The sequence below is a fragment of the Hymenobacter sp. BT491 genome, assembly GCF_014349165.1.
GTDB classification, from domain to species: domain Bacteria; phylum Bacteroidota; class Bacteroidia; order Cytophagales; family Hymenobacteraceae; genus Hymenobacter; species Hymenobacter jejuensis.
Window position 1 is genome coordinate 792,743 of sequence record NZ_JACSJJ010000001.1, and the last position, 19,380, is coordinate 812,122.

Sequence of the window (19,380 nt, forward strand, 5' to 3'; positions counted from 1 at the left end):
CACTTTTGTTTTTATTAACCTCGGCACCATCTGGATTTTCGACCGCGGAATAGTAATTGAGTTAGGACTGGTATTTGTTTATTTGTTAGTCATATTCTGGTCGAACGGGGAAATAGCTTCTTTTTTTAAAAAAAGGAGCCTGAATGCTTTTTTGCCTTTTCAAAAATTAGTTATTGAAGGTCTTGTTGCCTTTTTAAATAACTTTATCATCTGCTTTTTCTGTATTTTTCTGCCCTACCTTCTGATTATAAAGCTATTTCGATTTCATGTCGAAATATCGCCGATGCGGGTGCGCTTGGCTTTTTTCGTGAGCAGCATTATATCGCTCTTTTTTTATTATTTCGTGGAGCGCGAAAATACCAAAGCGCAATTGCAGCAGGAGTTGTTGCGGGCTGAGCAACTGCAAAAAGAAAACTTTAAAGCGCAACTAGAACTGCTTAAAAATCAGGTAGATCCGCATTTCCTGTTCAACAGCCTAAACGTACTCAACTCCCTGATCTATAAAGATCAGCAGCAGGCCAGCGACTTTCTGAATCAGCTTTCTACCGTGTACCGACTGACGCTGGACAACAGCGCCAAGCCCGTCGTGACGCTCCAGGACGAACTGCAACTGGTAGAAGCATACATCTTCTTGATGCAGACGCGATTAGGCAACAAGCTGCAATTTCAGATCAACTTGCCGCCCGAAAGTATGTCGAAAGCCCTGCCGTCGGCGGCGCTGCAAATGCTGATTGAGAATGCCATTAAGCACAACGGCTCCACAACTAAAAAACCGTTGCAAATCCGTATTTACGCCGAAAATGACAGCGTGATTGTCGAAAACGACTTGCAGCCGCGCACTACCCCCGTCACCTCAACCAAAGTGGGGCTGAACAACATCATCAGCCGGTACCGCTACCTGAGCGACCGACCCGTGCGCATCGAAAAAACTGCCCAAACCTTCCGCGTAGTCCTTCCCTTGCTACCCCTTGACCGTTATGAAGACGCTACTTATTGAGGATGAGCAATTTGCGGCCGACATCCTGGCCGACATGATCCGGGCTGTGCGCCCAGATACCGACCTGCTCGCCACGCTGGGCTCGGTGGAAGAAGCAGTAGAGTGGCTGTCCACGCACCAAGCGCCGGACCTGATTTTCTGTGATATTCACCTTTCGGATGGCAGCAGCTTCGACATATTTAGCCAAGTAGAAATAAAATGCCCGATTATTTTCACGACGGCCTATAACCAATATGCAATTGAGGCTTTCAAAGTAAACAGCGTCGATTATTTGCTAAAGCCGGTAAGGCGGGAAGACGTGGCAAATGCACTGCGCAAATACGAAGAATCGAAACAACATTACCTCGCCGATGGCTTAGGAAAGTTGCAGGGATTATTGCAGTCGCTTCAGGGGCTGCAACCACAGCTGCGCTCACGTTTTCTGGTGAAAAACGGACAAAGCATTAAAGTGGTGCAGCTGCACGACATTGCGTATTTTCAAGCGGAGGATGCGGTGGTTTTTTTGGTGACAAACGAGAAAAAAAGATATATTCTCAATTTCACCCTCGACCAGCTGGAAGAGCAGTTGGATAAGCAGTTGTTTTTTCGCGTCAACCGGCAATTTCTGGTGCACATCAACGCGGTGAGCGAGGTAAAGCCGTACTTAAAAGGCCGCTTGTACCTGCTCGTGAATCCGGCCGCCCACGAAGACGTGTTTGTCAGCAGCAGCCGGGCGGCGGCTTTCAAGCAGTGGCTCGGCGCCTGAGGCTAGGGCGAAGGCTGGGTTTTGGGCCGGCCGTACCGTTGCTGTTAGCAGCCGGTGCGGCCGGTTTTGTGTGTAATCGCGTCTACATCCGGCGCACGTTTGGGGCTGGCCGCCGTCTTTTTCATTGGCCTGATATCCTCGTTCACAGTCCGGATTTCCGCTCTCGTGGGTTTTTGGTTTCGGGAGGGTGAGGTGTGTCACACATTTGAGCATCAGTCGCTTGACGCGCTGAGAGTGTGTTTCACCCCATCCTCCATACTGCCATGAAACCAACGCTTACTTCCCTGTTTCGTCCGCAATGCCTGCGTGGCCTGCTTTTCTGGTTGCTTTACTTCTGTTTAGGGCGGGCTGTGGTTGGCCAGCCTGCCGAGGGCATGCTTTCGGGGACGGTGAAAGATGCGAAGGGCGCGGCCGTCAGTTTTGCCAACGTGGTGGTGCTCAATGCCGCTACCAATGCGCTTGTAACGGGCGTGGCAGCCGACGAAGCCGGCAAGTTTTCGCTAAGAACCCCTGCCCCCGGAGCCTACCTGCTGAAGGTAACCATGCTGGGTTACGCGTCTCTGCAAACGCCCTCTTTCACTGTTGGTAATACCGATTTTCGCAAAGATTTCGGCGTTTTGACTCTGCAAAACGACGCCAAAATGCTGCAGGAAGTGACGGTGCAGGCCCTGCGCCCTACTGTAGTGAAGGAAGCGGATCGGATGATTGTGAATGTAGAAGGCACCCCGCTGGCGGCCGGTAGCACAGCCTACGAGGTGCTCACCAAATCGCCCGGCGTAGCGGTAGACCAAGACGGCAACCTTCAGCTCAACGGCAAAGCCGGCGTGCAGGTGTTGCTCGACGGCAAGCGCTCCTATCTCTCGGGCAAGGAGTTGCAGGCCTTGTTGCAAGCCATGCCCGCCGACAACCTCAAAAGCTTGGAGCTAATCACCAATCCGTCAGCTAAATACGATGCAGCGGGTTCGGCGGGCATTATCAACCTCAACCTGAAGAAAAACCAAGTGGCTGGCCTCAACGGCAGCGTGTACGCCGGCTATCAGTACCAGTACAGCCGGCTGCACGGCTACAGCACGGGGGCCAATCTGAACTACAAGAAGGGCAAGTGGAATACCTCCCTGGGGGTGGACATGGCCCGCCGCACTCGGTTTCGGACCAACCAGATGCACCGCGAGTTTCGGGGCGAGGCCGCGACCAGCACCTTCGACCAAAACGACCACGAAAACGGCGTGCACTACGTGCCGGCCGTGCGCCTCAGCGCCGACTATGCGCTCAATCGCCGGCACAGCTTGGGCGTTACGGCCAGCCTAACCCAGCGCAACGCCAACGACGCCTTCCGGACCGGCACCTACCTGCGCACCGGTTACGCTCCCGACGATCTCTTTATTCAAGCTAACAATCAAGCACATAGCGTGTTAACCAATGGGGCTGCCAACCTGCATTATGTGGGCCAGCTCGATACGGTGGGCACCACCATCTCCGCCGATGCGGACTACGTGCGGTTGTTCAACGACAACAACTCGACCTTCCAAAATCGCTTCGACAGCTTGGGCCGGGCCGCCGGGCCGTTCAGCACCTTGCTCACCAGTCACAACCCGACACACTACGACATCTATTCGGCCAAAACCGATTTCGCCAAGCCATTAACCAAAACGACTAAGCTGGAGCTGGGCGCTAAGGCCAGCCGGGTTGTGTCGGATAACGAGTTGAATTTCTTTGCTTTAACCGATGGGCAAGCCGTGCCGGATGCCACCCGGAGCAGCCACTTCCGCTACCAGGAAGACATCTATGCCGCGTACGCCAACGTTGCGGCGCGCCTGGGCCAGCAGTGGAGCGTGCAGGGCGGCCTGCGGGCCGAGCAGACGCGCACCCACGGCCACTCCCTGACGCTGGCGCAATCCACCCAGCGCAGCTACCTGGGCCTGTTTCCGAGCCTGCAAGTGCAGCAAACCATCAGCCCCGACTACCAAATCAGCTACAGCTACAGCCGCCGCATCGACCGGCCGCAGTACGAAACCCTGAATCCGTTTATCTTCTACCTCGACCCATATTCCTGGATCAAAGGCAATCCTTCGCTTAAGCCGCAGTATACCAGCGCGTTGGAAGTGGGGCAGATGCTGAAGCATCAGTACAGCCTGACTGTAGGCTATGCCGTGACGAAAGGCTACATCGCCGAGATTCCGGAGCAGCGCGCCGTCGACCAAACGACTGTGTTTCAGCAGCAAAACGTCAATGATTTTCAGAACCTCAACGCCACGCTGCTCGCGCCGGTTACGCTGGCGAAGAACTGGCAAATAACCAACACCGCTTCCGTGGCGTACCAGCGCTTTACCAAAGTGCTGCAGGGCCAAACGCTGACGAACGAGCAAGTGAGTTTTACGGCCCGCTCGTCGCAGAGCGTGCAGCTGCCCCGGCAATTCCGGTTGCAGGTAAGTGCTGGGTATCAGGGGCCTATGGCGTATGGGCTGTATCAGCTGAAAGCCAACTGGTGGGTGGATGCAGGCCTGAAGCGCTCCTTCCTGCACGACCAGCTCGACCTGAGCCTTAGCGCAACCGACCTCTTTCGGAGTCGCTTGCTGAAGGCCACGGCCAACCTCAACGGCAACATCAACGCCATCAGTCTGTACTCTGGCTCGCAGACCGTTCGTTTGACGTTGGGCTACCGCTTCAGCAAAGGCGCTAAATTTGAGGCAGTTAAGCACAGCGCATCGCTGGAAGAACTCAACCGCACGGGCAAGCCGTGAGCACCGGTTGCTCGTGACAGAACACAGTGGCGTAGCACAAGCGTCACATTCCCGTAATTTATCCCCGCTAGCTTTGCGTCCGAAATCATCCTGGAGGAGGTGCTTACAGCTGAATGAAAGCTCATGCTTTGAATATCTGGTAAGGAATTGATAATTAAATAGTTGTAGATTAAGCTTATGCGTAAGCAAAATCCGGGAGCGCGGCTTCTGGATTTTGCCGTTTTACCGGTAAGGCCATGAAAAAGACGCACTGCTTGTTGGTGATGCTGCTGTGGCTGTGCGCGCTGGGTGCGGCGGCACAGCGCCCCCTCGACTTGCAAGGCCACCGCGGCTGTCGCGGTCTGATGCCCGAAAACACGATTCCGGCCATGCGCAAGGCTCTCGATTTGGGCGTCAGGACGCTGGAAATGGACATTGCCATCAGTCAGGACAAGCAACCGCTGCTTTCTCACGATCCCTACATGAACGCCGATTTTGTGCGCACGCCGGCGGGCAGGCCCATCCCGAAAACCGATGAGCAGCACTACCGCCTCTACGCCATGCCGTATGCCGAAATCCGGCGTTTCGACGTCGGCAGCCAGGGCAATCCGAAATTTCCGCGTCAGCAAAAGCTGCGCACCTACAAGCCGCTGCTAGCCGAAGTGATTGACTCGGCGGAAGCCTACGCGCACCTGAAAAAACGGCCGGCCCCGTACTACAACATCGAAACGAAAGTCACGCCCGCCGGCGACGGCGTGCTGCATCCGGCGCCGACGGAGTTTGTAAAGCTGGTGCTAGCCGTGGTTGTCGCGAAGGGCGTGCAAAATCGGGTCATCATCCAGTCGTTTGACCCGCGCACGCTGGAAGTGGTGCACCGCCTGTATCCGGCTATGCAAACGGCTTTGCTGGTCGAAAACCTGTACGGGCTGGAGCACAACCTGAAAGGCCTGAGCTTTAAGCCTGCTATTTATAGTCCTGCTTATCAATTGGTTACCGCAGGCTTGGTGCAGGATTGCCATGCGCGCGGCATAAAAGTCATTCCTTGGACTGTAAATTCCGCCGACATCTTTGCGCAATTGGTGCAACAGCGCGTCGACGGCATCATCACCGATTACCCGGATTTGTTCGGTGCCCGAAAGCCTTGATTTTTCGGTTGATTATCTCCGGCTTGATCACTTATAACATTCAGTATATCAATGCGTAACGCACGTAAAGGAATTGTTAGCCTGTTTTTCGTGATAAGTGGTCTTGCGGCTACGGCCCAACGCCCGACCAACAACCCCAAGGCCCACCAGATCCTGTTGCCCAACGGCTGGTCGTTGAGCCCGGCCGGCACTTCGCTGCCCCTGGGCGATTTGCCGCTGAACATGCAGCTTTCACGGTCGGGCCAGCTGCTAGCGGTCACCAACAACGGCCAGAGCCGGCAGAGCATCCAACTCATTGATCCTAAAAGTGGTACGCTGCTCGATGAAAAGACCATCCGCAAATCGTGGTACGGTCTGAAGTTCAGCGCCGACGGCAAAAAGCTGTACGCCTCGGGCGGCAACGACAACGTGATTGTGGTGTATCCTGTGGTCAACAAAAAGCTGGGCGCCGCCGACACCTTGCGCCTCGGTCAGGCGTGGCCCAAAGCAATCGGCCCCACAGGCATCGACCTCGACGACGCTCGGCAGCGGCTCTACACCGTGACCAAGGAGGACAACGCGCTGTACGTGTTCGACCTCAAAACCAAAGCCGTAATTAAGAAGGTCGCTTTGGGGCACGAAGCCTACAGCTGCCTGCTGTCGCCGGACCGCCGCACACTGTACATCTCGCTGTGGGGTGGCGACAAAATTGCGCTCTACGACACCCAAACCGGCCAGCTCACGGGCGAAATAGCCACCGAAAGCCACCCCAACGAACTCCTCCAAACGCGCAACGGCAAGTATCTGTTCGTGGCCAATGCCAACGATAATTCGGTGTCGGTGATTGACGCTGGAGCCCGGAAAGTGCTGGAAATCATCTCGACTGCGCTTTATCCCACGAAGCTCACCGGCTCGACAACAAACGGCTTGGCACTGTCGCCGGACGAGAAAACGCTCTACATCGCTAACGCCGACAACAACTGCCTGGCCGTGTTTGATGTGTCGGTGCCGGGCAAAAGCTCGTCTAAAGGTTTTATCCCGACGGGGTGGTACCCAACCAACGTCAAAACGCTAGGACAGAAGATCTTGGTAGCCAATGGCAAAGGTTTTTCTTCGCTGGCTAACCCGGCTGGTCCGCAGCCGGTGAAGCGCACTGATACTAGCGGCTCGCACACCGGCGTAGCCGGGCAACCGGAAGTGCAGTATATCGGCGGCTTGTTTAAGGGAACGCTGTCCTTCATCAACCACCCCAACGAAACCCAGCTGAAAGCCTATTCGGCGCAGGTATACGCCAACTCGCCTTTCACGAAAGAGATTGAGGCCCAGGCAAAAGGCGAAGCGGGTAACCCCATTCCGAGGCGCGCAGGGGAGAAGTCGCCGATCAAGTACGTATTCTACGTCATCAAGGAAAACCGCACCTACGATCAAATATTCGGGGATATGAAGGAAGGCAACGGCGACACAACGCTGTGCATTTTTCCGGAAAAGGTAACGCCCAACCACCACGCCTTGGCCCGCGAGTTTGTCTTGCTCGACAACTTTTACGTGAACGCCGAAGTCAGTGCCGACGGCCATAACTGGAGTATGGCCGCCTACGCCACCGACTACACCGAGAAAACCTGGCCCACCAGCTACGGCGGCCGCGGCGGCACCTACGATTACGAAGGCACGCGCAAAATTGCCTACCCGCGCGACGGCTACATCTGGGACTACTGCCAGCGCGCCGGCCTCACGTACCGCAGCTACGGCGAGTTTGCCGACAACGGGAAAACCTCACTCAAATCGCTGGAAGGGCATATTTCGCCCAAGTCGCCCGGCTTCGACCTCGATGTGAAGGACGTAGAGCGCGTGCGCATCTGGCAGCAGGATTTCGATTCGTTGCTGGCGTTGGGTGCCGTGCCGCACTTCAATACCATCCGGCTCAGCAACGACCACACCAGCGGCCAGCGCCGCGGAAAGATCGCCCCCGTGGCGGCCGTAGCCGATAACGATCTGGCCCTGGGGCAGTTAGTGGAACACCTGTCCAAAAGCGGAATCTGGAAGGAGTCGGTCATTTTTGTGCTGGAAGACGACGCCCAAAACGGCCCCGACCACGTCGATGCCCACCGCTCGCCGGCCTTAGTGATCAGCCCCTACACCAGAAAGGGCACGGTCAACCACACAATGTACTCCACTTCGGGCATGCTGCGCACGATGGAATTGATCTTGGGGCTGCCACCCATGAGCCAGTACGATGCGGCCGCGTTGCCGCTGTACGGCTGTTTTGGGGCCGCACCCGACCTGGCGCCGTACCACGTCAAGGCGGCCCGCGTCAGTCTGGAAACCCGCAACACGGCCTGGAACAAAAGCGCGGAGCGCTCGGAGCACTTCAACTTCGCCAGCGAAGATGCCGCCCCCGACCTGGACTTGAACGAGGTCGTTTGGAAAGCCATCAAAGGCGAAAACGCCGTGTTGCCGGCGCCCCGGCGGGGCGCCTTTCTGAAGCTGGAGCAAAAACGCCGCAAAGACGACGATGATTAGTTATTGCTTCAGCCCTGACGTGCAGCATTTGTAGCTAAAAATCAACTAATCAAGTAGATACTTTTGTCTAGGGCAATCAGGAATTAGTATAATTTTCACTGATTCAATTCTTGCCGGCTTAGTGCGGCAAAGTCAAAACATTACCAAATGGTTTCATCCGCCGGGTTGGCGGTCCGAAAGCAGTCAGATCAGATCGCTGCCCGGCTTTTTAACGATAACATAACGTTGCGGTAACCGTTTGCGGGGAGAAGAACAAGAGGTTTGTGTCGCTTCACCCTTTCAAAACGTATCGTGACGAAAAAAACTCTTTCCCGCTTTCTGACAGGTTTGATCCTGAGTGTCTTAGCGGTGTCCTGCTCGCACGACGAGCTGGTCGCGCCCTCCTCAGTACTGAAAGGGGCGGCCCAAAGTGCCGACGCCACCGCCAGCCGCGACGGCAACTTGGCACTCGGCAACCCGAGCGGAGCCATCGCGGACCCTTATTATTATTGGAATTATTTGGTAGTCAAGCCACAATACACCATGTCGTACCACCGCGACCGGGGCACGCCCAACTGGGTAAGCTGGCACCTGAGCAGCGCCTGGCTGGGCTCAACGCCGCGCCAAGACAACTTCGCGGCTGACAACACACTGCCTACGGGCTGGTATCGTGTGCAAGCCACCAGCTACTCGGGCTCGGGTTTTGACCGGGGCCACCAGTGCCCCTCGGCCGACCGCACCGGGTCGGGGGCCGACAACTCGGCCACGTTTCTGATGAGCAACATGGTGCCCCAGGCCCCGCGCAACAACCAGCAAACCTGGGCCGGGCTGGAAAACTACTGCCGCACGCTCGTGGACGCGGGCAACGAACTCTACCTCATCTGCGGCAGCTACGGCAAAGGCGGCACCGGCTCGGCCGGCCCGCTCAGCACCCTCGACAACGGCCACGTGACCGTGCCCAACCGCCTCTGGAAGGTCATTGTGGTGCTGCCCAACGGCACTTCCGATGCCAGCCGCGTGACCACCAGCACGCGCATCATCGCCGTCAACACCCCCAACGACAACAGCCTGCTCACCACGTGGGGCTCGTACCGCACCACGGTCGATGCCATTGAGCAGGCCACCGGCTACGATCTGCTCTCGGCGGTGTCCGCGTCGGTGCAAAGCGTAGTCGAAGCCCGTACCGATAGCGGCCCGACCCAATAGAGAATCGACTAAAACGGGTTTCTTTTATGTAATTAGCTTAACCTTAAGTAGTTGGAAAGGATGCCGTTTTTTAGTCGGCTACCCAAAAGACGAATCAGTGCCGGGCGTGTCCGGAAGTTGCTCCGGGCTGCTGGTGTGGGAAGCGGGGCCGGGACCGGCTGGGGTGCTGCGTCGTTTGGTGAGGTAGCTTAGGCCCAAGCCCACCAGGGCGGCCCCGCCGACCACTTTCTGCACGGTGCTCAAACGGCTGAGGCCGGTAGTTTTGCCCAAGCTTTTAAGCGATTTGGCGGCGCCGCCGAGCAACGTCTTCTTCTTGCCGACGTTGGCCTTTTTTTTCTTTTTAGTCATGGCACATGCGACAAAAGGTGAAAAGTAGCGGGGCGTTTGAGCCAGCCCCAAGGGCCACTAAGCGGGCCCGATTTCTCTGTGTTTCTTAGGCCGGCCCAACGATCCGCGTGCGTTGTCAGGGTCGGTTTTGGACTCCGAAAGGAGTGATGAGGCACTGTTTTCTTCAGCGGCTTCGGCACTTGCTGCGGCAGAAGAGCGCGTATAGGCTTGCTGTTGAGCCAGATACGCCAAGCCCGTCGCCACCAAAGCTAAGCCGCCAACCAGTTTTTGCCCTGGGCTCAGCTTGGCAATTTGCTTGGTGATGCGGCGAAACTTTTTGATGGACACGGCAGCGCGGTCCAAGAGGTCCTGCGCCGGCTGGTTCTTATGTTTCGCTTTCTTTTTTTTGTCCTTGCCCATGAGTGTAGCAGCAGAAAACGGATAGGCGAGCGCGCCGTCGGCAAAGCGCTGGATGGCGACTCCCACAACACCTGCTAATTCGTAAGTGCCCCCCATAAGGTTGTAGTTTTGGCGGCCTCTTTTTCAGCCACTTGCGGCCAGCAGAACCACTGCCCAGCTGACTCGGCCGAGACGAGCGAACCTTTTTGGCAGGTTTTGCCGTTATTTGCTTATGTCGACTTCTGTAAAACGCCCGCGCCCCCGCAAATCTGCTGAACCTGCCGCTCCTGCCATCTCGCACGCCGACCAACTTATCGCGCTGCAAAGCCGGGAAGAAGGCAAAACCGTCATGTACAAGCAAGATGCTTGGGGCCATATCGAAACCCGCTTTGTCCGCAGCCAGAACGTGAAAGCTTGGGAGGAAAAAGGCTTCTTTGTGAGATAAATAATTGATCATTAAGTAGTTGTAAAACAAGTTGGCGCGTTCGTCTTTCTGCTGAACTGAGTGCAGAAAGGCTGGCCGCCGATCTTTTCCGCAAGGCGCTTGCCGTTCAGGAAACTCCCTGAGCAGCAGGCGCATGCTTGTTTATGGCCGCAGCTTTTCGCTCAAAGCCTACCGCACGCGGTAAAAGCGAGCCCCAAACAGAAAAATTACGACGTAACAAATGATGGGTAGGTAGTAGGCCGCGGCCACGTCGTGGTTGGCGATCAGGCCCATGATTGGCGGAAATACCGCGCCGCCCACCACGCCCATCACCAGAAAAGACGACCCCTGCTGGGTGCGCTCGCCCAGCCCCTTCAGGCCCAAGCTGAAAATGGTAGGGAACATGATGCTGAAGAAGAAATTGAGCATCAGCAGCGCAATAAACGACGGCCAGCCAAAGCTTTGCGCCACAATCAGGCACATCAGGATGCTGCCCAGCGTAAAGGTGGCCAGCAGCTTGTTCGGCGCGATAAAGCGCATCAGGAAGGTGCCCAGGAAGCGGCCGGCCATCATCAAAACCATGCTGAGCGAAAAATAATACGAGGCTTTTTCGGCCGGTAGCCCCATTTTCTCAATGCCGTAGTTGATGAAAAATGCCCAGGTGCCGCCCTGCGCCGCGACGCAGAAAAATTGCGCCACCACGGCCCACACAAAGTGCGGATAGTGCCACAACGTTTTGCCGCGGGGCTGGTCGGCCAGGGGCGGCGCCTCGGCGTAGCCGCCGGCTTCGGCACCGGGCACCACGGGCGCGTGGGCGTCCTGCACGGGCGGCACCTTCACAAAGAAAAAGGCCACGGCGATGAACAGAATTACGCTGCCAATAATCTGATAGAGAAGCTTTACCGATTCGAGATCGTTGGAGTGAGCCTGGCCGGCACGCAGGATGAAATAGCCGCCGATGAGCGGCCCCAGCACGGCCCCCAGTCCATTAAACGACTGCGCGAAGTTGATGCGCTGGTCGCTGGTGCGCGGGTCGCCGAGGCCGGCCACGAACGGGTGCGCCACCGCTTCGAGTGTGGCCAGGCCGCAAGCCAGCACAAACAGCGCCCCGCGGAAGAAGCCGAATGAGCCGGCGTTGGCAGCCGGTACAAACAAAAACGCACCCGTAGCATACAAGGCCAAGCCCAGCAACACACCGTTTTTGTAGCCAAACCGCTTCATAAACAGGCCCGCCGGAATGCCCATCACGGCATAGGCTCCAAAGATGGAAAACTGCACCAGCCCCGATTGTGCCTTCGACACGTGCAGCACGTTCTGGAAGTGCCGGTTCAGCACGTCGCCCATCGTGATGGCCACGCCCCAAAGCAGAAACAGCGACGTGACAAAGGCCAGCGTGACGAGGTAGCGCTTTTCGGTGAAGGCAGCGCGGGTAGAATGGTCTACGGTGGCAGTGGTAGCGGCTGGGTGCATAAGCCTGATAGTGAATGAATTAACGAAAAGTGTGCGTCGTCGAGGGTGAGAATATAACCATTAATCGACGGGCCGGGTCGCGACGGCTATTTTAGAATCGGCGGTGCCGTAGTAAAGAAACCACTTGGATTTGAAACGCGCCAAGCCTTCCAGAAATACCACCTGATTGACCTGCCCCGTCGTTTCGTAGGGCTTCTCGGGACGCATGAAATACGTATCTGTTCGTTGCAGCAATTTGGTGGGATCGTTTTTGTCAAACAGGGCCTGGGCCGCCGAATACGTGCCCACGGGCAGGGATTTATCGCCAAAAGAGGGCTCGTTGCGGCTGTTGTAAATCAGGCGAATGCCCTGGTCGGTGAGCATGGCCGGCGGGCCGGACTCAACCAGGTCGCTGTCGAATTTGTCTTCGCGGGTTGGCAATACGATCTTCAGCTCCGGCATGGTCAGGGCCTGGGCGCGCAGCGGCACGGGTGGCTTTTCGCCGTCGGCCATTTCGATGGGCGTCCAGTGAATCAGGTCGTCGGAGGTGGCCAGCCAGATCTGAGCGTCGCCCCAGTACATCCAATACTTGCCGTTGATTTTGGCGGCCACAATGCGGCCATCGTCTTCGTAGCGCGACACAATCGAGCCCGACTTGCTCCACTTGCTCACGTATTTGCCGCCCGCGGCCTGCGCGAAGACGTTGCCGTATTTGGTCCAGTGCAGCAGGTCGCGTGAGGAAGCCACGTGCAGGCGCGCCTTGTCGCCGTCGTAGGCCGTGTAGGTCATGTAGTAGGTGTGGTCGTCGCTTTCCACCACCCGCGGATCTTCGGTGCCACCGGGCCACTCATACTGCTTCTGGGCGTCGTTGTCGGGGTAAAGTACGGGCTCGGTCATGCGGGTAAAGTGAATGCCGTCCGGGCTGGTAGCCAGCCCGATCCGCGACGCTTTGCCAAACGCGCCTACTTTGTTTTCGGCCCGGTAGAGCATGTACACCTTGCCGTCTTTCACCACCACGGCGGGGTTAAACACATCCTTTTCCTCCCACAGCACTTGCTGCTTCAGAATGGGATCGAGGAAATGCCCGGCCGTGCTCGGCCCCATAATCGGGTTGACGCTATCTACTTTGGTGAAATTGAGCAGCGTCCACTCGGCTTTGGGCGGCGTAGCCGCCGACTGGTTGCGGTCGGTGCCGTTGCAGCCCGCCAGCAGCACGGCCAGCGCCAGGGCGGCAGCACGGCCGGGATTCTTATTGAAAATGCTCATTCGATTTTCAAGTTAAGTTATTGATATACAATAAATTATCTCAGGGCATTTCACACGTGAAATGCCCTGAGATAATCCTGTTGCAGTCAGCCGAAATTGCCTGGGCTACTTCGTGCTTTCGATGGTAAAGATCGACTGGATTTCCGCGTCGGTGAGGGCGCGGTTGTAGATGCGGATGTCGTCGAGCTGCCCTTTGAAATACGACGGGCCGTAGTAGGCGAAGTAGTCGGCGGCTTGGCCTGCTTTGGGAGCCCGGTTGTACACGTCTTTCGGCAGCTGCTGGCCGATGCACAGGTTTACGGGTTCGGGCACGGCCTTCATGGCGCCTTTGGTGTCGGTCCAGGTTTTTACCAGCGCGCCGTTCACGTAAAACTTGGTGGTGCCATCGACGTATGACGTGGCCACGTGCGTCCAGGTATTGAGCGCCACCACGCCCGTTTCGGCGTCTTTGTCGAAGATGCCCACGGTAGTAGTCGCCGTAAAGAAGGGCTTATTGGCGCTTTGCAGCTGGAATTTGTAGCCGTTCCAGCGATTCAACGACACGATGTAGTTGTTTTCGTTGGTGTCGATGCGCTTGCACCACGCGCTGACAGTGATTGCCTGCGGGTTGAGGGCCACTTTGTAAGGCACCTCGATGTAGGCGCCGTTGTTGAACTCATACGCCTGGTTGGCCTGCCCAAATCGGTCGGCCACCAACACCGGCAGCGTGTTGCCGTCGACGGGCGCTTTGTCGGTGCCGACGGTGCCCGACTTCAGGGTGCCGTTGTTGGCATTGGTGGTGGCGTCGTTGGCATTGCTGTTAAACTTCCACTGCGCCACCAAGTTAGCCGCCGAAACTTCCTGAATCAGGCTGCTCTGGAACGTCACCACGGCCCGGCGCAAGTTGGCCACGGCCGTATTGACGCTGGCTTGCGTGGCCTTGGTATCGTCTTTGGTGGCCGTGGCCAGATCCAGCGCGGTTTTGAGGGTGGCTTTCGAGCCGGCGGCGTAGGTGCCCGGTTTTGTACCTTCTACGGCGGCGTTGTAACCCAATGTTACTGAGTCGATTAGCGCCGTGAGCTTGGTTTTGTCGGCGTTGACGGTTGGAGTGTTGTTGTCATCCGATTTGGAGCAGGAAGAAACGACCGCCATAGCGCCAAACATCAGCCAAGACAGGATGAGCAGGTAAAGCTTTTGCCTTTTCATAGGTAGTGGATTGGAAAAAAGGTGGGAATTGAAAAGAAAGAATGCGTGTGCGGCTATAAGCCCAACTTTTTGTTGGTATCCCGCTCGCTCTGCGGAATGGGGAAAAACTTGTTTTTGGCGTAGTTGAAGTTGGGTCGATCGCTCAGGGCCTGGCGGGCGTAGGCCTCGCCGTAGCGGATGACATCGAAAAACCGCTGAAACTCCAGCGCCAGCTCGGAGCGCCGCTCCCTCCGGATAAGGTCGCGCAGCAGGCTTTGGTCGGTGGTCGTGATGTCGGGCAGCAGGCCCGTTGGCACCTTGCCCGCATTCGGCAGCGTGGTATCGAAGAGATAGCTTTCGCGGGCCCGTTTGCGCACTTGGTTCAGGGCCGCGAGCGCCGCCGCGCTGTTACCGGCTTCGTTGAAGCCTTCGGCCTGAATCAGAAGCACTTCAGCGTACCGGATGGCTTCGTAGTTGAGGTTGCCGTCGCCTTTGATGGTAGCCGGAATTTCGGTGAGCGGCTGCAAATGCTTTTTCGACACGTAGCCGGTTGTCGTCCAGGTAGTGTCAAATGGAACGCCGAAAAACGACTGCCCCGCCCGCCCCAGCGTGTAGTCGAGCCGCGGATCGACCACCCCGGCAGCAGTGCGCTCGAAGTTGTCGACGAGCTTTTGCGTCGGGAAGAAAAAGCCGTAGCCGTTTTGCGGGCGCGGGGCAAACCACTGGTTGAGGTTATTGCCCTGGTTGGGGCTCAGGCCGCTGGTGTGCTGCACCGAGAAAATCGCCTCCTTGTTGTTCTTGGTGGCCGCCCGAAAATTATCGGCAAATACCGGTAACAAACTGTAGCCCAACGCTCCTACGGCCTGCGCAGTTTGGGCCGCTAAAGCCCATTTTTTCTCATACAAATACGTTTTGGCCAGCAAAGCCAGCGCCGCACCCTTTGTAGCCCGGCCGGCATCTGAGGCGGGCCACGTGGTGGGCAGCGCGTCGGCGGCGGCTTGGCAGTCGGCCTCGATCTGGGCGTAAATCTGGGCTTGCGGCACGGCCGGGCTTTGTAGCTCTTCGGGCGTTTCGACTTTCACGCGCAGCGGAATATCGCCGTAGAGCGACGTGAGCTGCAAGTAGTAGTACGCGCGCAGAAACTTAGCCTGTCCCACGGCCTGCTTCTTCACGTCGGCGCTCACGCTGGCATTGGCGTCGGGCAGCCCGTCGATGACCACGTTGCACTTGAAAATGCCGTCGTAGTCGCGTTTCCATTGGGCTTCCACGGCCGCGTTGATGGGGGCGATGTTGAAGTTGTCGATGTTTTCAAAATCGGCCTGGTCGCCGGGATTGCTGCCTTTCACGGCGTCGTCGGAGGCCACATCGCCCAGCACCCAAATGGCGTTGGAAGCCGCATCGCGAAACGAAAGCGGCACGTACGCGCTGTTGACGGCCAGCAGGGCGTTCGTGTCGGAAGTAAAGAACTGCCCGGCTTCGTACTGCCCCAGCACCGGCTGATCCAGAAAATCCTTGCAGCCGACCACCGTCAGCAGCAACGCTCCCAATAAGCTGATGGCAAAAGGTTTTGTTTTCATAACCATTTGATTATCAAATATTTAGAAGCTGGCATTGATGCCCACTGTAAAGGTGCGCGCCGAAGGATATGTCCCGAAGTCGATGCCCGTAGCCCGCACACCGTCGCCGAGGGAGTTGCTGTTGGTGCCCTGTTCGGGGTCGAGGCCGGTGTATTTGGTAAACGTCAGCAGGTTCTGCACGCTGGCGTACAGGCGCACCGACGACACGCGCACCGGCGCCAAGATTTTGTCGCCGAAGGTGTAGCCCAGTTGTAGGTTTTTCAGCCGCAGGTACGAGCCGTCTTCGAGAAAGCGGTCGGAGGGCATCTTGTTGTTGGAAGCACCAGTCCACGACAGGCGCGGAAACTCGTTGGTGCTGCCTTCGGCCGTCCAGTAGTGCGTGGCCACGCGCTCCGTGATGTTGAAAGCGCGGTAAAAGCCTTCGATGTCGGTATTGACCTGGTTGTAGAGCTTGTTGCCGTAAATGCCTTGGAAAAAGGCACTTAGGTCGATGTTTTTGTAGCGCACGTTGCCCGTGAGGCCGTACGTAAACTTCGGAATCGGGCTGCCCACAAACGTGCGGTCGTAGCCGTCAATCACACCGTCCGGCACGCCATCAGGCCCGCTGATGTCCTTGTATTTCACGTCGCCGGGCTTCACGCCCGGCCCTTGGTAGGCGTGGGTGAAAACCTCCTGGGCGTTCTGGAAAATGCCTTCTTTCTGCAACAGGTAAAAGGCCCCAATCGGATGCCCCACGGCCGTGAGAGTCGCGTAATAGTTGTTGTCGATGCGCCCGCCCACGATGGGTGGGGCCGTGCCCAGCGAAATAACCTCGTTGTGCAGCGTGGCGAAGTTGCCGGTCAGGTTGTAGCTCCAATCCTTGCCGATGGCGCTGCGGTAGAGCAGCTCCAGTTCCAGGCCGTTGTTGCGGATTTTGCCGGCGTTTACGGCGGGGTTGCCGCCGTTGCCGGCGCTGCTGGGCTGCGGCAAAAATAGCAGCACATCCGACGTATTCTTGATGAAATAATCGGCTGTGAACTGCAAGGCGCCTTTCAGCAGACCCAGGTCCACGCCCACGTTGGTTTGGGTGCTGGTTTCCCAGCGCACGTTGGGGTTGCCCTTGGTCACGATGCTCAGGCCCTGGGTCGAAACGCCGCCAAACGGATAGTAAAAGCCGCCGCCTACCAGCGAGGCGTAGGGGTAGTTGCCAATGGCTGAGTTGCCCAATTGCCCGATGCTGGCCCGCAGCTTGAGCAGCGACACCGCGCTGATACCCTGCATAAACTGCTCCTGCGCCAAGTTCCAGCCTACCGAGCCCGAATAGAAGTTCTGGGCCCGCAGGCCGGGCGAAAGCTGCGAGGAGCCGTCGCGCCGGAAGTTGAAGCTAGCCAAGTACTTGCTGTCGTAGTCGTAGGCCACACGGCCAAAGCCCGACAGCAGCGACGAATGCGCCTCGCCACCGCCGTTTTGCTGAATGCCCGTGCCGCTGTCGAGGTACTGAAACGTCGGCGACTGATCGACGTAGCCCCGGCGCGAGGCCGAAATGGCTCTTACGTTGTTTTTGATGGCTTCCGACCCAACTAAGAAATTGAAGGTGCTTTTGCCCAACGGCAGGTCATATACGGCCGTGTTGGTCCAGTTGTAGTTGAACTCGTTGGTGTTCGACTGCGCCAGCTGCGGCGGCGAGTTGAAGGACCGGTCAATGCCAAACGTCTTGAAAAACTGCTTGTAGTCAGTGATTTGGAACGTGATGCCATAATCCGACCGGATGTGCAGGCGCTCCACGGGGCTGACCTCCACGTAGGCATTGCCCAGCGCCGAATAGCGGTAAAAGTTGCGGTTGGCGGCGTCGGCCAGGGCCACGGGGTTGATGCCATCGCCGAAAAAGGCCGAAGCGACTTTGCCGTCCGCCATCGGCAAGTCCACGAACTGCCCCTGCTCGTTGTAAACCGGCGTGGCCGGCGTGCGAAACAAGGCGTAGCGCACAATGCTGGCGCCGGGGTTGCCGTCGCCGAAGCCATCGCCAGAGGTGCCTACCTGCCGGGTTTTGGAATACGACAAGTTGAGGTTGGTGCCCACCTTCACGTATTTCGACAAGGTGCTGTTCAGGGCCGTGCGCAGGTTGTAGCGATCGTACGATGAGTTCTTAATCAGGCCATCCTGCTTCAAATAGCTGCCCGACACGATGTACTGGGAGTTTTCGCCCCCGCCGCTCACGTCCATTTGCACGTTGTGCTGCTGGGCCGGCTTGAGCACCTCCTTCAGCCAGTTTACGTTGGGCAGCGTGGCGGCCAGCGTGGCCGGAATCTGGTCGCGGCCGTCGTTTTGGGCCGCGATGTTGTAGGCCGCCACGTACTGGCTGGTGTTGGCCATTTTGATGAGGTTGGATGCCGTTTGCACCCCGGTGTAAGCGCTCACGCTCAACCGGGGCTTGCCCGTTTTGCCGTGTTTGGTGGTCACAATCACCACCCCGTTCGAAGCCCGCGCCCCGTAGATGGCAGCCGAAGAGGCGTCTTTCAGGATGTTGATGCTCTCAATATCATTAGGCGAAATCTGGTTGATGCCGTCCTTAGTCGGCACACCGTCAATGATATACAGCGGGTTGTTGTCGTTGATGGTGCCCACCCCACGAATCCGGACGGCGATGTTTTCGCCGGGCGCGCCAGTCGCCTGCGTGATGGCTACCCCGGCGGCTTTGCCCTGCATAATCTGGGAAACGCCGGTCACCGGAATGCTTGCAATATCGCCTTGGCTAATCTGCGCCACCGAGCCCGTCAAATCCGACTTTTTCTGGGTCTGATAACCAATCACCACCACACCTTCCAGCGCTTTCACGTCGGTTTGGAGCGCCACGTTGAGCTGCGTGCGGCCTTGCAGGCTAACTTCTTGCGTCACAAACCCAATGGCCGAAATCACCAGCGTGGCGTTGGCGTCGGGCAGGTTCAGGGTGAAGTTGCCGCCGGTATCGGTGGTGGTGCCGTTGGTGGTGCCTTTTACCAGCACCGTGACGCCTGGCAGCCCTTCGCCGTTGGCCTGCGTCACGCGCCCCGACACGGTTACGTCGGCGGGAGGCGGGCTCGGCTGGGGCTTCGGCAGCAGCGCCGGCGCCGCGGCGCCCGTTGTTTCGGCGCGGCTAATAACTACTTGATCCTGAAGCACTTCAAAAACTAAGTCTAGCGGCGTTAGCAGCCGGTTGAGCACTTCGTCGAGGCGCTGCTCGCGCACTTGTAGCGTTACTTTTTGCCGCGTGTCGATCAGCTGCGAGCTGTACACAAATTTAACCTCGGCCTGTTGGCCGATGAGCCGCAACGCGGTTTTGAGTTCCTGGTTGTCGATTTTCAGGCTGATGCGCCGCGTCAGTACATCGTGGGTGGGCCCGGCTGGGGCAGCGGCCGCCCCACGCACGCCGGTCATAACCAGTAGTGCAGTGAGCCCGAGCAACCGCGTGAGTCGCGCTAGCTGCGCCCGGGTGGGTAAGATTTTCAGCATACTGTTGGGGAGTTT

General features: G+C 57.5%; 14 protein-coding genes. 7 read left to right on the forward strand and 7 right to left on the reverse strand.

Annotated features, from left to right (window positions below; all coding sequences use genetic code 11):
* The first annotated feature begins 307 nt into the window (after positions 1-307).
* The 6 genes from H9I52_RS03395 (at position 308) to H9I52_RS03420 (ending at position 9,291) form a co-directional block, all read left to right on the forward strand.
* On the forward strand, positions 308-997 hold the full coding sequence (locus tag H9I52_RS03395; protein WP_165699278.1) for a sensor histidine kinase: 690 nt from the start codon (positions 308-310) through the stop codon (positions 995-997).
* Positions 978-1,742 (forward strand): LytR/AlgR family response regulator transcription factor, encoded by a 765-nt coding sequence (locus tag H9I52_RS03400; RefSeq protein ID WP_187452654.1) that lies wholly within the window; start codon positions 978-980, stop codon positions 1,740-1,742. The genes H9I52_RS03395 and H9I52_RS03400 overlap by 20 nt, the downstream gene beginning before the upstream one ends.
* Before the next feature lie 263 nt (positions 1,743-2,005).
* Positions 2,006-4,483, forward strand: coding sequence for an outer membrane beta-barrel family protein (locus tag H9I52_RS03405; protein WP_187452655.1), 2,478 nt, complete (start codon positions 2,006-2,008; stop codon positions 4,481-4,483).
* Between the two features lie 236 nt (positions 4,484-4,719).
* Positions 4,720-5,607, forward strand: coding sequence for a glycerophosphodiester phosphodiesterase family protein (locus tag H9I52_RS03410; RefSeq protein ID WP_187452656.1), 888 nt, complete (start codon positions 4,720-4,722; stop codon positions 5,605-5,607).
* A gap of 51 nt (positions 5,608-5,658) precedes the next feature.
* Positions 5,659-8,106 (forward strand): bifunctional YncE family protein/alkaline phosphatase family protein, encoded by a 2,448-nt coding sequence (locus tag H9I52_RS03415; protein ID WP_187452657.1) that lies wholly within the window; start codon positions 5,659-5,661, stop codon positions 8,104-8,106.
* A 291-nt stretch (positions 8,107-8,397) separates the two neighbouring features.
* Complete coding sequence (locus H9I52_RS03420; RefSeq protein WP_187452658.1) at positions 8,398-9,291, forward strand: DNA/RNA non-specific endonuclease; 894 nt, start codon at positions 8,398-8,400, stop codon at positions 9,289-9,291.
* A 78-nt stretch (positions 9,292-9,369) separates the two neighbouring features.
* Here H9I52_RS03420 and H9I52_RS03425 read toward each other — a convergent pair whose 3' ends face one another.
* A complete protein-coding gene (locus tag H9I52_RS03425; protein WP_187452659.1) occupies positions 9,370-9,639 on the reverse strand; it encodes a hypothetical protein in 270 nt (89 codons plus the stop codon).
* Positions 9,640-9,696: 57 nt separating this feature from the next.
* Positions 9,697-10,134: a hypothetical protein gene (locus tag H9I52_RS03430; RefSeq protein ID WP_187452660.1), complete on the reverse strand. Its 438-nt coding sequence runs from the start codon at positions 10,132-10,134 to the stop codon at positions 9,697-9,699.
* A gap of 115 nt (positions 10,135-10,249) precedes the next feature.
* Here H9I52_RS03430 and H9I52_RS03435 point away from each other — a divergent pair, with 115 nt between their 5' ends.
* Positions 10,250-10,462, forward strand: coding sequence for a hypothetical protein (locus H9I52_RS03435; RefSeq protein ID WP_187452661.1), 213 nt, complete (start codon positions 10,250-10,252; stop codon positions 10,460-10,462).
* Positions 10,463-10,630: 168 nt separating this feature from the next.
* Here H9I52_RS03435 and fucP read toward each other — a convergent pair whose 3' ends face one another.
* The 5 genes from fucP to H9I52_RS03460 all read right to left on the reverse strand — a co-directional run bounded on the left by fucP (position 10,631) and on the right by H9I52_RS03460 (position 19,365).
* Entirely contained in the window at positions 10,631-11,911 is a 1,281-nt protein-coding gene (fucP, locus tag H9I52_RS03440; protein WP_187452662.1) for an L-fucose:H+ symporter permease, read from the reverse strand.
* A 60-nt stretch (positions 11,912-11,971) separates the two neighbouring features.
* Positions 11,972-13,156 carry a glycoside hydrolase family 130 protein gene (locus tag H9I52_RS03445; RefSeq protein ID WP_187452663.1) on the reverse strand — a complete coding sequence of 395 codons (1,185 nt, stop codon included), beginning with the start codon at positions 13,154-13,156 and terminating at the stop codon, positions 11,972-11,974.
* A gap of 105 nt (positions 13,157-13,261) precedes the next feature.
* On the reverse strand, positions 13,262-14,341 hold the full coding sequence (locus tag H9I52_RS03450) for a LamG domain-containing protein (RefSeq protein ID WP_187452664.1): 1,080 nt from the start codon (positions 14,339-14,341) through the stop codon (positions 13,262-13,264).
* Positions 14,342-14,394: 53 nt separating this feature from the next.
* The gene (locus tag H9I52_RS03455) at positions 14,395-15,897 is read right to left on the reverse strand and encodes a RagB/SusD family nutrient uptake outer membrane protein (protein ID WP_187452665.1); all 1,503 of its coding nucleotides are present in this window, start codon (positions 15,895-15,897) and stop codon (positions 14,395-14,397) included.
* Positions 15,898-15,918: 21 nt separating this feature from the next.
* Positions 15,919-19,365, reverse strand: coding sequence for a TonB-dependent receptor (locus H9I52_RS03460; RefSeq protein WP_187452666.1), 3,447 nt, complete (start codon positions 19,363-19,365; stop codon positions 15,919-15,921).
* Positions 19,366-19,380: the final 15 nt, after the last annotated feature.

Excerpts from the sequence above, each read along its gene's own strand:
- H9I52_RS03415 (WP_187452657.1), top strand. The coding sequence starts at position 5,659 with ATGCGTAACGCACGTAAAGGAATTGTTAGCCTGTTTTTCGTGATAAGT.
- H9I52_RS03430 (WP_187452660.1), bottom strand. The coding sequence starts at position 10,134 with ATGGGGGGCACTTACGAATTAGCAGGTGTTGTGGGAGTCGCCATCCAG.
- H9I52_RS03425 (WP_187452659.1), bottom strand. The coding sequence starts at position 9,639 with ATGACTAAAAAGAAAAAAAAGGCCAACGTCGGCAAGAAGAAGACGTTG.
- H9I52_RS03450 (WP_187452664.1), bottom strand. The coding sequence starts at position 14,341 with ATGAAAAGGCAAAAGCTTTACCTGCTCATCCTGTCTTGGCTGATGTTT.
- H9I52_RS03405 (WP_187452655.1), top strand. The coding sequence starts at position 2,006 with ATGAAACCAACGCTTACTTCCCTGTTTCGTCCGCAATGCCTGCGTGGC.
- H9I52_RS03460 (WP_187452666.1), bottom strand. The coding sequence starts at position 19,365 with ATGCTGAAAATCTTACCCACCCGGGCGCAGCTAGCGCGACTCACGCGG.
- H9I52_RS03435 (WP_187452661.1), top strand. The coding sequence starts at position 10,250 with ATGTCGACTTCTGTAAAACGCCCGCGCCCCCGCAAATCTGCTGAACCT.
- fucP (WP_187452662.1), bottom strand. The coding sequence starts at position 11,911 with ATGCACCCAGCCGCTACCACTGCCACCGTAGACCATTCTACCCGCGCT.
- H9I52_RS03445 (WP_187452663.1), bottom strand. The coding sequence starts at position 13,156 with ATGAGCATTTTCAATAAGAATCCCGGCCGTGCTGCCGCCCTGGCGCTG.
- H9I52_RS03400 (WP_187452654.1), top strand. The coding sequence starts at position 978 with ATGAAGACGCTACTTATTGAGGATGAGCAATTTGCGGCCGACATCCTG.
- H9I52_RS03410 (WP_187452656.1), top strand. The coding sequence starts at position 4,720 with ATGAAAAAGACGCACTGCTTGTTGGTGATGCTGCTGTGGCTGTGCGCG.
- H9I52_RS03455 (WP_187452665.1), bottom strand. The coding sequence starts at position 15,897 with ATGAAAACAAAACCTTTTGCCATCAGCTTATTGGGAGCGTTGCTGCTG.